9 protein-coding genes and 1 tRNA gene are annotated in these 12361 nt (G+C 65.9%); 2 read left to right on the forward strand and 8 right to left on the reverse strand.

The genetic code is table 11. From position 1 onward, the window contains the following. Positions 1-133 precede the first annotated feature (133 nt). A tRNA-Ala gene (locus AC1Q7H_RS37175) sits at positions 134-209 on the reverse strand. Between the two features lie 275 nt (positions 210-484). Next, a complete protein-coding gene (gene gltX, locus AC1Q7H_RS37180; protein WP_211979891.1) occupies positions 485-1885 on the reverse strand; it encodes a glutamate--tRNA ligase in 1401 nt (466 codons plus the stop codon). A gap of 247 nt (positions 1886-2132) precedes the next feature. Between gltX and AC1Q7H_RS37185 the strand changes: the two genes are divergently transcribed. After that, positions 2133-3053 (forward strand): patatin-like phospholipase family protein, encoded by a 921-nt coding sequence (locus tag AC1Q7H_RS37185; RefSeq protein ID WP_211979892.1) that lies wholly within the window; start codon positions 2133-2135, stop codon positions 3051-3053. 74 nt (positions 3054-3127) lie between these two features. Here the strand turns inward: AC1Q7H_RS37185 and AC1Q7H_RS37190 are convergent, their stop codons facing one another. The 5 genes from AC1Q7H_RS37190 to AC1Q7H_RS37210 all read right to left on the reverse strand — a co-directional run bounded on the left by AC1Q7H_RS37190 (position 3128) and on the right by AC1Q7H_RS37210 (position 9981). Continuing rightward, positions 3128-3808 carry a C40 family peptidase gene (locus AC1Q7H_RS37190; RefSeq protein ID WP_211979893.1) on the reverse strand — a complete coding sequence of 227 codons (681 nt, stop codon included), beginning with the start codon at positions 3806-3808 and terminating at the stop codon, positions 3128-3130. Positions 3809-4198: 390 nt separating this feature from the next. Continuing rightward, on the reverse strand, positions 4199-5860 hold the full coding sequence (locus AC1Q7H_RS37195) for an ABC transporter ATP-binding protein (protein WP_013957255.1): 1662 nt from the start codon (positions 5858-5860) through the stop codon (positions 4199-4201). Then, positions 5857-6993 (reverse strand): ABC transporter permease, encoded by a 1137-nt coding sequence (locus tag AC1Q7H_RS37200; protein ID WP_013957256.1) that lies wholly within the window; start codon positions 6991-6993, stop codon positions 5857-5859. Before AC1Q7H_RS37200 ends, AC1Q7H_RS37195 begins: the two co-directional genes overlap by 4 nt. Next, a complete protein-coding gene (locus AC1Q7H_RS37205) occupies positions 6990-8039 on the reverse strand; it encodes a microcin C ABC transporter permease YejB (protein ID WP_013957257.1) in 1050 nt (349 codons plus the stop codon). The genes AC1Q7H_RS37200 and AC1Q7H_RS37205 overlap by 4 nt, the downstream gene beginning before the upstream one ends. Positions 8040-8079: 40 nt before the next feature. After that, the gene (locus AC1Q7H_RS37210) at positions 8080-9981 is read right to left on the reverse strand and encodes an extracellular solute-binding protein (protein WP_211979894.1); all 1902 of its coding nucleotides are present in this window, start codon (positions 9979-9981) and stop codon (positions 8080-8082) included. Positions 9982-10193: 212 nt separating this feature from the next. Here AC1Q7H_RS37210 and fabI point away from each other — a divergent pair, with 212 nt between their 5' ends. Then, positions 10194-10982, forward strand: a complete 789-nt coding sequence (gene fabI / locus AC1Q7H_RS37215; RefSeq protein WP_013957259.1) for an enoyl-ACP reductase FabI — start codon at positions 10194-10196, stop codon at positions 10980-10982. A 94-nt stretch (positions 10983-11076) separates the two neighbouring features. Here the strand turns inward: fabI and AC1Q7H_RS37220 are convergent, their stop codons facing one another. Then, complete coding sequence (locus AC1Q7H_RS37220) at positions 11077-12327, reverse strand: MFS transporter (RefSeq protein ID WP_211979895.1); 1251 nt, start codon at positions 12325-12327, stop codon at positions 11077-11079. Between the last annotated feature and the right edge of the window lie 34 nt (positions 12328-12361).

Raw genomic sequence — 12361 nt, forward strand, 5'->3', positions numbered from 1 at the left:
CTAGGGGATTCGAACCCCTGTACTCACCGTGAAAGGGTGATGTCCTAGGCCTCTAGACGAAGGGGACAGAAACTTGTCTTTCAACACGTTCCGTCTGGCGCCATCCGAAAAAACCTGGATGACACCTAAATCTTGGTGGAGCTAAGCGGGATCGAACCGCTGACCTCTTGCATGCCATGCAAGCGCTCTCCCAGCTGAGCTATAGCCCCATGGTACTGCCATTTACTGCAACTTGCTGCGTTTTCGCCTGATTTAACTACCGTTTCAAGCGAAGCCAAGATTATATATCAACCACTAATCTTTGCAAGCTCCCGTTTCAGCTTTTTTTCGCTTTCCCGTCACTTCAAAAATCAGTTCGGAGATTGCGAAGATCCTTGCGGATCAGCCAGCCCGCTTGGTCAGGGACCGCGCTGCAGGGAGAAAGAGATTATGCGCAAGTCCGGCCCGGAGCGCAAGCCCCCGGCGCGGACTTTTTCACGACTTTTTATGCAGCCGCCGCCAGGCGGCGCAGCACCGTGTCACGGCCGAACAGTTCCAGCACCGCGTCGATGCCCGGCGTCTGCAGCTGGCCGGCCACCAGCAGGCGCACGGGCATGGCCAGCTTGGGCATCTTCAGGCCGAACTCGGCCAGCACCGCCTTGAAGGTGGCGTTGATGGCTTCGCGCTTCCATTCCGGCAGCGCGGCCAGCTGAGTGGCCAGCGCTGCCAGCGCGGGCTGGATCTCCGGGGTCAGGTGCTCGGCCTTGAGTGCGGCATCCGCCTGCGGCTCGCCGCGATAGAACAGCAGCGCCGCCTGCGCGACTTCCTTCAGCGTATTGGCGCGGTCCTTCACCAGCGCCACCACGCCGGCCAAGTCCGCCCCTTCCACCTTGCCGCCGAGCGCCTCGATGAACGGCTGCGTCAGCGTGGCCAGGCGCTGGTTGTCGCCGACCTTGATGTAGTGGTTGTTCAGCCAGGCCAGCTTCTCGGGGTTGTACTGGGCGGGCGACTTGCCCAGGTGCTCCAGGTCGAACCATTCAACGAACTGCTCGCGCGAGAAGATCTCGGCGTCGCCGTGGGCCCAGCCCAGGCGCGCCAGGTAGTTCAGCACGGCTTCGGGCAGGTAGCCCTCGTCGCGGTAGCCGGTCACGGCCATGGCGCCATGGCGCTTGCTCATCTTCTCGCCCTGCTCGTTGAGCACGGTCGGCAGGTGGGCGTAGACCGGCGGCGTGCCGCCCAGCGCGCGGATGATGTTGATCTGGCGCGGGGTGTTGTTGACGTGGTCGTCGCCGCGGATCACGTGCGTGATCTTCATGTCGAGGTCGTCCACCACCACGCAAAAGTTATAGGTAGGCGTGCCGTCCGGGCGCGCGATCACCAGGTCGTCGAGCTCGTCGTTGGAGATCTCGATGCGGCCCTTGACCGCGTCGTCCCACACTACGCTGCCGCCGATCGGGTTCTTGAAGCGGATCACCGGATCGACGCCCGCCGGCGGCTCGGGCAGGACCTTGCCCGGCTCGGGACGCCAGAAGCCGTTGTAGCGCGGCTTCTCGCCGCGCTCGCGCTGGGCTTCGCGCAGCGCGTCCAGTTCTTCGGTGCTCATGTAGCAGCGGTAGGCCAGGTCGGACTCGACCATCTGCGCCACCACCTCGCGATAGCGGTCCATGCGCTTCATCTGGTAGAACGGGCCTTCGTCGATATCCATCTCCAGCCAGGCCATGCTTTCCAGGATCACGTCAACCGCTTCCTGCGACGAACGCTCAACGTCGGTGTCTTCGATGCGCAGGATGAAGTCGCCCTGCATGCGGCGGGCGAAGGCCCAGGGATAGAGCGCTGAGCGGATATTGCCGAGGTGGATAAAACCGGTCGGGCTCGGCGCAAAGCGGGTGCGGACGCGTTGGGTCATGGTCAGGGGCAGAAACAAGAAAGCCCGCGCGCAGCGGCGCGCAGGCTGGTGTATGTGCAGGCCTTGCATTATACCAACGCGCATCCCTCGCCTCGCCCGGCGTGCCGGCGCCGCGCGGAATCATTTATGCTTGCGCCGGTCTGAGGTGATGCCGGTGATTCAGGCAAGGCGATGCCAGCCCCCATGGAGGAGCGCCCGCATCACATCCCTGTATCCGCCGGTCCTACCTGGTTACTGATCCCGCTTCATGCAACGACGTCATTTCCTCGGCATCTCCGCGGCCGCCCTGCTGGCGGGCTGCTCGTTCGGCCCGCATCCCGCGCCGCCGCTCGCCACCACCCCGCCCGCACCACGGCCCGTCAAGATTGGCCTGGCGCTGGGCGGCGGCGCGGCACGCGGCTTTGCCCATATCGGCGTGATCAAGGCGCTCGAAGCGCAAGGCATCCATGCCGACCTGGTCACTGGCACCAGCGCCGGCGCAGTCGTGGCGGCGCTTTACGCCAGCGGACTGAATGGCTTCCAGCTGAACAAGCTGGCGCTGACCATGGACGAAGCCGCCATCGCCGACTGGGCCCTGCCCTTCGGCACCCGCTTCGGCGGCTGGCTCAAGGGCGAGGCGCTGCAGAACTACATCAACCGGCTGGTGCAGAACCGGACGATCGAGGCCATGAAGCTGCCGCTGGGCATTGTCGCCACGGACCTCAAGAGCGGCGAGAAGATCCTGTTCCGCCGCGGCAACACGGGCCAGGCCGTGCGCGCGTCGAGCAGCGTGCCCGGCGTGTTCCAGCCGGTGTCGATCCAGGGGCACGACTATGTCGACGGCGGCTTGGTCGAGCCGGTGCCGGTGGATTCCGCGCGCAGCATGGGCGCGGACTTTGTCATCGCGGTCAATATCTCGGCCGACCCGTCGGCGCAGAAGAACGCCGGCCAGAGCGGCGTGCTGCTGCAGACCACCGCGATCATGGGCCAGTCGATCAACAAGATGGCACTGGCGCGCGCCGACGTGGTGATCCGCCCCGAGCTGCCCGATATGGGCGGCAGCGACTTCAACGCCCGCAACCGGGCCATACTGGCCGGCGAACAGGCCACCACGGCGGTGATGGCAACGCTGCGGCAGCAGCTGGAACAGGCCCGCCTGACGCCGGCCGGAACGGTCGCAGCGCAATAACCCGGGAGGCCACGCCTCGCCAACGCAAAAAGGACTGCCGCAGCAGTCCTTTTTGCTTGAAGCGCGCCGAAGCCTCAGCCGCCGTACAGCGATGCGCGGGCGACCTTGGGGTCGTAGCGCTTGAGCGTCTCGACCATGTCGCCGAGGCCATCGGCACCGCCCTCCTTGCCATCCTCGATGCGGCGGGCGCCGTTGTAGCGGGTCACCCAGTAAGCTGCACGCATGTCGTCGACACGGATCTTGCTGCCCGTGGACGGGGCATGCACGAACTTGTTGTCGCCGATATAGATGCCGACGTGCGAGAAGGTCTGACGCATGGTGTTAAAGAACACCAGGTCGCCCGGACGCAGGTCGGTGGCCGCCACGGTGGTGCCGACACGGCTGATTTCGACAGAGCGGCGCGGCAGCATGAAGCCGAAGGTGTCCTGGAATACGTAGCGGACAAAGCCGCTGCAGTCCAGGCCGGATTCGGGGCTGTTGCCGCCGAAGCGGTAACGCACGCCAATCAGGCCCAGCGCATTCATGACCAGGTCGCCAGCCTTGCTGGCAACATTGCTGGTGGAATTCACCACCGACGACAGCAAGCCGCGCTTGCCTTCCGTATGCGAGTCCGCAGCGTGGGCCGAGGCATCGATACGGGCGTCGGCATCCTTGAATACCGTATCCGCCAGCACTCCATTCGACACAGCCGCACCGCAGGCAATGGCAATTCCGACGGCGGCACGCGCCAGGGAATGAAGTACCGATCGCTGCATTGGTTCTCCCGTTGATCGTTCCAAAGCAAGCCCCGGCACAAGTCCGGGGCGGGCTGGGTATCTGTGAAATTCGCGTGAACTTCGCGAGGAATTCTTGTGAACCTGCGGGGTGAACCCTATGCAACATCCGGACCAGGCTTACCTGGCCTGTCTTGCACCGCAAACGTGCCGTGCACGATCCAATGCGTCGGACGGACCACCCCCAAAACTAGTTCTCGCGGGATGGTAAAGGGTTGTCATTCACATGTCAAAGTTCGTTACAAATTCGCCGGATTTGACTGGCGAATCAACGATATAGGCGGGATTTCGCATCTTGTTTGTCGGATTAGTCCGAGCAACCGGATGCTAGCCAGGCGGGGCCGCGGCGTTGATGCGCCGCACATTTTCGGGTCAGGCCGCGCCGACCTGCGCCGCCGCCATCAGCTTGCGCGTATAGGGGTGCTGGGGTGCGCCCAGCACCGCTTCGGTGTCGCCGGCCTCGACCACCTCCCCCGCCTTCATCACGAAAACCCGATGCGCCATGGCACGGATCACCGCCAGGTCATGGCTGATGAACAGGTAGGTGAGGTTGTACTTGTGCTGCAGCTGGGACAGCAGCGCCAGCACCTGCTGCTGGATCGACACGTCCAGGGCCGAGGTGGGCTCGTCCAGCACCAGGATCTGCGGCTTGAGGATCAGCACCCGGGCAATGGCGATGCGCTGCCGCTGCCCGCCCGAGAATTCATGTGGATAGCGGCCCAGCGCGGTACGGTCCAGGCCGACCTCGCGCAGGGCTTCGATCACGCGCTGGCGCGTGCCCTCGCGCGACAGGCCGGGCTGGTGCAGCGCTAGGCCTTCGCCGACGATCTGCTCGATGGTCATGCGTGGCGCCAGCGAGCCGAACGGGTCCTGAAACACCACCTGCATGCGCGCGCGCAACTGGCGGCGATCGTCGCGCGTGGCGGTGTCGAAGCTGCGGCCCAGGAAATGGATGGTGCCGCCGCTCTTGCGCTGCAGCGCGAGCACGGTATGCGCCAGCGTGGTCTTGCCCGAACCGGACTCGCCGACGATGCCGACGGTCTCGCCCTCGCGCAGCTGGAAGTCCACGTCCTTGACCGCCGCGAACTGGTCCTTGCCGAACCAGCCGGCCAGCCCGCGGCGCTTGCGCGCGTAGTTGACGCTCAGCTTGCGCGCTTCCAGCAGCACCGGCGCCAGCGGCACCAGCGGCAGCACCTCGCGCCTGGGGCGGCTGTCGATCAGCTTGCGGGTGTAGGGGTGCTGGGGGGCGGCAAACACCTGCGCGGTCTCGCCGGTCTCGACCAGCACGCCCTTCTCCATCACGCCCACGCGCTGGGCAAAGGAACGCACCAGGTTGAGGTCATGGGTGATCAGCATCACCGCCATGCCGAACTCGGCCTGCAGGTCGCGCAGCAGGTCCATGATCTGGGCGCGGATGGTCACGTCCAGCGCCGTGGTCGGCTCGTCGGCCAGCAGCAGCTTGGGGCGACAGGCCAGCGCCATGGCGATCATGGCGCGCTGGCGCTGGCCGCCCGAGAGCTGGTGCGGAAAGCTGTCGAAGCGGTGCGCGGCGTCGCTGATGCCGGTGCGCTCCAGCAGCGCGATGGCGCGCTCGCGCGCGGCGCGGCGGTCCAGGCCCTCGTGCAGCGCCAGAGTCTCGACGATCTGGTTGCCGATGGTGTACAGCGGGTTGAGCGCCGTCATCGGCTCCTGGAAGATCATCGCGATCTCGGCGCCGCGGATGCCGCGCATCTCGCGGTCCGACACCGCCAGCAGGTCCTTGCCCTCGAAGCGGATGGCGCCGTCGTAGTAGGCGTCCTCCACCAGCCGCAGCATCGCCAGCGCGGTCACGGTCTTGCCCGAGCCCGACTCGCCCACCAGCGCGTAGCGCTCGCCCGCGCGCAGGTCGAAGCTGACTTCGCGCACGGCACGGGTGGCGTGCTCGCCGTGGCCGAAGGTGACAGAAAGCTTGTCGACGCACATCAGCGTGGAACCGGGTGCCGGCGCCGCGGCCGGCGCCACGGCCGGCTGGATCACGGGAGACACCGCGGTCATGGCGTGGCCTCCGGTGCTGCCCCGGTTGGCGCGCCGGCCGGGATCTTGGGTTCGACCCGGCCGCGCAGCGCCGCCAGGCCCAGGCGGGTATCGAAGGCATCGCGCAGCGCGTCGCCCATGAAGGTCAGCAGCAGCAGCGTGACCACCAGCACCGCGAAGGTCGACAGCGAAATCCACCACGCATCCAGGTTGGCCTTGCCCTGCGCCAGCAGTTCGCCCAGGCTGGGCGTGGTGGGCGGCACGCCCATGCCGAGGAAATCCAGGCTGGTCAGCGCCAGGATGGCGGCGCTCATGCGGAACGGCAGGAAGGTGATCACCGGGGTCAGGCTGTTGGGCAGGATATGGCGCCACATGATCTGCACATTGGACAGGCCCAGCGCGCGCGCCGCCTTGACGTAGTCGAGCGAGCGGTTGCGGTAGAACTCGGCGCGCACGTAGTCGGACAGGCCCATCCAGCCGAACAGCGACAGCAGGATGATCAGCAGCGCCAGGCTGGGCTCGAAGATCGAGGCAAAGATGATCAGCAGATACAGCTCCGGCATCGAGCTCCAGATCTCGATGGCACGCTGCGAGAACAGGTCGAAGCGCCCGCCGAAAAAGCCCATCAGCGCCCCGGTCAGCGTGCCCACCAGCACCCCGATCACGGTCAGCGCCATGCCGAACAGCACCGACACGCGGAAGCCGTACAGCAGCCGGGCCAGGATGTCGCGGCCGCGGTCGTCGGTACCCAGCCAGTTCTCTGCCGACGGCGGCGCCGGGTTGGGCTCCTTGGCAAAGTAGTTGAGCGAGTCGTACGAATAATGATTCAGCGGGAACACCGCGAAGTTGCCGTTGGTGGTGATGCGGTCGCGGATATACGGATCGAGGTAGTCCGCGGGCGTGGCGAAATCGCCGTCGAAGGTGGTTTCCGGGTAGACCTTGACGATGGGGAAATACCACTCGCCCTTGTAGTGCACCACCAGCGGCCGGTTGCTGGACAGCAGCTCGGCGCCCAGGCTCAGCACGAAGATGACCACGAAGATCACCAGGCTCCAGTAGCCGCGCCTGTTGCGGCGAAAGCGCTGCCAGGCGCGCTGGCGCGGCGAGGGCGAATGCGGCAGCCCGTTGGGGGCCGCGTGCGTGAACAGTTTCATCGGTGCAAGCCCTCGAAATGGATGCGCGGGTCCACCAGCACGTAGCAGACATCGGAGATCAGGCGCGTGACCAGCCCGATCAGCGTGAACAGGTAGAGCGTGCCCAGCACCACCGGATAGTCGCGCCGCAGCACCGCCTCATAGGACAGCAAGCCCAGCCCGTCCAGCGAGAACAGCGTTTCGATCAGCAGCGAGCCGGTGAAGAAGGCACCGATGAACGCGGCCGGGAAACCCGTCACCAGCGGGATCAGCGCGTTGCGGAACACATGCTTCCACAGCACGCGGCGCTCGCCCAGGCCCTTGGCGCGTGCGGTCAGCACGTATTGCTTGCGGATTTCCTCGAGGAAGGCATTTTTGGTCAGCATGGTGACCACCGCGAAGCTGCCCACCACCGATGCCGTGATCGGCAGCACCAGGTGCCACAGGTAGTCCATCACCTTGCCCATCAGCGAGAGCTGCTCCCAGTTGTCGGAGGTCAGACCGCGCAGCGGGAACCACTGCACGAAGGTGCCGCCGCCGAACAGCACCAGCAACAGCACGCCCAGCACGAAGCCGGGGATGGCATAACCCACCAGCACGATGATGCTGGTCACGACGTCAAAGCGGCTGCCCGCGCGGATGGCCTTGGAGATGCCCAGCGGCACCGATATCAGGTAGGTCAGGAAGAAGGTCCACAAACCCAGGCTGACCGACACCGGCAGCTTGGACTTGACCAGCTCCCACACGCTGCGGTGCTGGAAATAGCTCTGGCCCAGGTCGAACCGGGCAAAGCGCTTGAGCATCAGGAAGTAGCGCTCCAGCGGCGGCTTGTCGAAGCCGTATAGGGCCTGGATCTCCTTGATCTTCTCGGGGTCGACGCCGCGGCGCCCGCGGTATTCGGCACCGCCGCCGCTGGCTTCGCCGGCGCCGCCCCGCCCTTTCAGTTCCATCATCATCTGTTCGACCGGGCCGCCCGGCACGAACTGGATCACCACGAAGGTCAGCGTGATGACCCCGATCAGCGTCGGGATCATCAGCAGAATGCGCTTGAGCAGGTAGGCAAGCATCAGCCGGTCCTCATCCTTGTCTTGGTCGCGGCGGGGCGCGTCAGCGCGCCTGCGCCTGCAGGTCCGTGCGCCACCAGTGGCTCAGGATCCAGCCTTCGGCCGTGTAGTAATACGGAAGGCGCTCCGGGTAGGCCAGCGTCTTGCGGTATGACACCCGGTGCGATGCGCTGTACCAGTTCGGCACGATGTAGTAGCCATGCATCAGCACCCGGTCCAGCGCCCGCCCGGCGGTGACCAGCTCCTGCCGGGTATGGGAGTGCAGCACGTTGTCCACCAGCTTGTCGACCACGGGCGACTTCAGCCCGAACAGGTTGTCCGAGCCCGGCGTGCCGGCCGCCTCGCTGGAGAAGCGGTCGCGCAGTTCGTTGCCGGGGCTTTGCGAGTCCGGGAAGCGGATCGACACCATGTCGAAGTCAAAATCCTCCAGCCGCTTCTGGTACAAGGCAAAGTCCGTGGTGCGCTGGTTCACCTGGATGCCGAGCTTCTCCAGGTTGCGCACATAGGTGGTGATGACGCGGCTCATGGCGCCGCCATCGTCAAGGAACTCGAACACCAGCGTCTCGCCCTTGGCGTTGCGCAGTGCGCCATCCGTATAGGTCCAGCCGGCCTGGGCCAGCAGGCGTCGTGCCTCGCGCAGGTTGTCGCGCAGCGAACGCGGCGCCGCGGTGCTGGGCTGGACCACGTCCGGGCCGAACACCTCTGGCGGCAATTCCGCGCGCAGCGGCTCAAGCAGCGCCATCTCGCCCGGGCCGGGGCGGCCGTCGAAGGTGGCGCTGGCGGCCAGTTCGCTGTTGGAAAACCAGCTGTCCAGCCGCTTGTAGGCGCCGTAGAACAACTGCCGGTTCAGCCATTCGAAGTCGAGCGCAAGGATCAGGGCCTGGCGCACGCGCACGTCCTGGAACACCGGCTTGCGCATATTCATCACGAAGCCCTGCATGCCGGCACCGTTGCGGTGCGGGAACTCGGTCTTCAGCAGCTCGCCGTTGCGAAAACGGGTGCCCTGGTAGCTCTTGGCCCAGTTCTTGGCCTTGTATTCGACGATGGCGTCGAACTCCCCTGCCTTGAAGGCCTCGAGCTTGGCGGTCTCGTCCTTGTATAGGCGGTAGGCCACGCGCGCGAAATTGAAGGTGCCGCGGCGCACCGCGAGATCCTTGCCCCAGTACTTCGGGTCGCGCTGGAAGATGATGCCGCGGCCGGCGTCATAGCGCTCGATCAGGTAGGGGCCGCTGGTGACCGGCGGCTCGAAGGTCAGCTTCTCGAACGGGACCTTGGCCGTCCATTTCTTCGAGAACACCGGCAGCGAGCCGACGATCAGCGGCAGTTCGCGGTTGCGCTGCTTGAATTCGAAACGCACCGTGCGCTCGCCGGCGACGATCACCGCCTTCACATCGGTACACATGCTGCGGTAGCCCGGGCTCGAGGCCTTGCTCATCAGCATGTCATAAGAATATTTGACATCCGACGCCAGCACCGGGTCGCCATTGGTGAAGCGCGCCTGTGGCCGGATGGTGAACGTGACCGACAATTCGTCCGGCGCTACCGTGATGTCCTCGGCGAGCAAGCCATAGGCGCTGGCGCTCTCGTCGGCGCTGCTGATCAGCAGCGACTCGAACATCAGCGCGTTCAGGCCGGGCGCTGACGTGCCCTTCAGCGTGAACGGATTGAACTTGTCGAAACTGGTGCGCCGGTCGGGATTGGCGAGTGTCAGCGTGCCGCCGGCGGGTGCATCGGGGTTGGCATAGTCGAATTGCCGGAAATCCGCCTGGTACTTCAGGTCCCCGTGCAGCGCGAAGCCATGCGCCGCCAGCGCCGGACTGGATAAGAGAGAGACCCCCGTCGCCAGCGCCATCGCCAGCCCGCTTGCGACCCAACCGCGCAGTACCGCATCCCGCCGGAAGCACTGCCATGCCGCCTGAAGCGGCCAACGTGCTTGAATAGGCATCCCGTTGGATTCCTCCACTATGACCTGTGGGGGCCCGGCATTCTGCGGCCGGGCCAAGTATGAGACAATTTTACATGCGTCGGGGGTGGCGCCAGCCATCCGGACATTCCCTCTGCGCGGCGCAATAAAAACGGCCGCAGGACAGCAAAGGCACGCGCACGGCCGCACGGCGGACGCACGAAGCGTGCCTGATACACCACCTTGGAGAATTTATGGGATTTCTGGCAGGTAAGCGGATCCTGATCACCGGCTTGCTCTCTAACCGGTCGATCGCCTATGGCATCGCATCGGCGTGCAAACGCGAAGGTGCCGAACTGGCCTTCACCTATGTCGGCGAACGGTTCAAGGACCGGATCAGCGACTTTGCCAAGGAATTCGGCACTGACCTGGTATTCGAGTGCGACGTCGGCAGCGACGAGCAGATCGCCGCGACCTTCGCCGCGCTGGGCCAGCGCTGGGAGAAGTTCGACGGGCTGGTGCACTCGATCGGCTTCGCGCCGCGCGACGCCATCGCCGGTGATTTCCTGGAAGGCCTGTCGCGCGAAGGTTTCCGCATCGCCCACGACATTTCCGCATACAGCTTCCCGGCGCTGGCCAAGGCCGCGCTGCCGCTGCTGTCGGACAAGGCCTCGTTGCTGACGCTGACCTACCTGGGTGCCGAGCGCGTGGTCCCCAACTACAACACCATGGGCCTGGCCAAGGCCTCGCTGGAAGCCAGCGTGCGCTACCTGGCCTCGTCGGTCGGCCCGCGCGGCATCCGCGCCAACGGCATCTCCGCCGGCCCGATCAAGACCCTGGCCGCCTCGGGCATCAAGGGCTTCGGCAAGCTGCTCGGCCACTTCGAAGACGTCGCGCCGCTGCGCCGCAACGTCACCATCGAAGAAGTCGGCAACGTGGCCGCCTTCCTGCTGTCCGACCTGGCCAGTGGCGTGACCGGTGAGATCACCTATGTCGACGGCGGCTTCAACGTGGTCGGCGCAAGCGTCGCGGACGCAGAGTAAGCCAGTCCCGCCAGCGGGGATGAAAAAGGGGTGCCCGATGAGGCACCCCTTTTTTGTTCCTTGCGGACCTGTGCGCGGACCAGGTCCGCCTGCATCACGCCTGCGCCGCGGCGGGCGCGCCCTGCCGGCCCATGCTCAGCATCGACCACGCATAGACCACCAGGCCGCCCAGCGCCAGCAGCAGGCCCACCCAGCCGGTGGACTCCCAGCCGTAGCCGGCGGCGATGGTCACCCCGCCCAGCCACGCACCGAGCGCGTTGGCCATGTTGAAGGCCGAGTGGTTGAGGGCCGCGGCCAGCGTCTGCGCGTCGCCGGCGACATCCATCAGCCGGATCTGCAAGGCGGGGCCCAGCGCCACCGTGGTGCCCACCAGCAGCACATTGATGGCCCCCAGCCAGGGATGCGACGCGGTAAAGGTGAAGGCGCCCAGCACCAGCGCCGCCCACACCAGCACGCCGCCGATGGTCGGCATCAAGGCCTTGTCGGCCAGCTTCGCGCCGGCAAGGTTGCCCGCCACCGTGCCGATGCCGAACAGGGCCAGCACCACCGGGATACCCGCCGCCGGCATATGCGCCAGCTCCAGCATGGTCGGCTTGATATAGCTGAACACCGAGAACATGCCGCCAAAGCCGATCGCGCCGATGCCCAGTGTCAGCCACACCTGCTTGTGCTTGAGTGCCGACAGCTCGCGCAGCGGGCTGGCACGCCGGTCGGCCGGCACGAACGGCACCCAGCGCCATACCAGCAGCGCCGTCAGCGCGCCGAGGGCACCGACGATCAGGAAGGCCGAGCGCCAGCCCAGCCAGGTGCCGACCGTGGCCGCGATCGGCACACCTACCAGCGTGGCAATGGTCAGGCCCAGCATCACAAGCCCCACCGCCTGTGCGCGCCGCTCGCGCGGGACCAGGCTGGCGGCCACCAGCGCCGCCACGCCGAAGTAGGTGCCATGCGGAAAGCCCGTGAGCAGGCGCGCCACCATCATCGACAGATAGGAAGGTGCCAGCGCGCTGGCAATATTCCCGGCGGCAAACACCGCCATCAGCGCGATCAGCAGGTTGCGCCGCGGCCAGCGCGCGCCCAGCACCGCCAGCAGCGGCGCGCCGATGACCACGCCCAGCGCATAGGCGCTGATCAGGTGGCCGGCTTGCGGGATGGAAATGGCGAGGTCGCTGGCGGCATCGGGCAGCAAACCCATAATGACGAACTCGCCGGTGCCGATGCCGAAGCTGCCGACGCCAAGCGCCAGCAGCGGCAGGCGGCCGGATGAATGGTGATCGCGGGAAGAAAAGGAAGTATCTGCGCCGCGGACGGGATCCGCGGCGGAATGTGCATGTGGGGCGGCCATGTACAGGATTGCAGGATGTTCAACAAAATGCCGC

This window comes from Cupriavidus sp. GW823-FHT06D04, from assembly GCF_058795055.1.

Bases quoted from the DNA above. Each gene is read 5' to 3' on its own strand.
- gltX (WP_211979891.1), bottom strand. From the start codon at position 1,885: ATGACCCAACGCGTCCGCACCCGCTTTGCGCCGAGCCCGACCGGTTTT.
- AC1Q7H_RS37185 (WP_211979892.1), top strand. From the start codon at position 2,133: ATGCAACGACGTCATTTCCTCGGCATCTCCGCGGCCGCCCTGCTGGCG.
- AC1Q7H_RS37190 (WP_211979893.1), bottom strand. From the start codon at position 3,808: ATGCAGCGATCGGTACTTCATTCCCTGGCGCGTGCCGCCGTCGGAATT.
- AC1Q7H_RS37195 (WP_013957255.1), bottom strand. From the start codon at position 5,860: ATGACCGCGGTGTCTCCCGTGATCCAGCCGGCCGTGGCGCCGGCCGCG.
- AC1Q7H_RS37200 (WP_013957256.1), bottom strand. From the start codon at position 6,993: ATGAAACTGTTCACGCACGCGGCCCCCAACGGGCTGCCGCATTCGCCC.
- AC1Q7H_RS37205 (WP_013957257.1), bottom strand. From the start codon at position 8,039: ATGCTTGCCTACCTGCTCAAGCGCATTCTGCTGATGATCCCGACGCTG.
- AC1Q7H_RS37210 (WP_211979894.1), bottom strand. From the start codon at position 9,981: ATGCCTATTCAAGCACGTTGGCCGCTTCAGGCGGCATGGCAGTGCTTC.
- fabI (WP_013957259.1), top strand. From the start codon at position 10,194: ATGGGATTTCTGGCAGGTAAGCGGATCCTGATCACCGGCTTGCTCTCT.
- AC1Q7H_RS37220 (WP_211979895.1), bottom strand. From the start codon at position 12,327: ATGGCCGCCCCACATGCACATTCCGCCGCGGATCCCGTCCGCGGCGCA.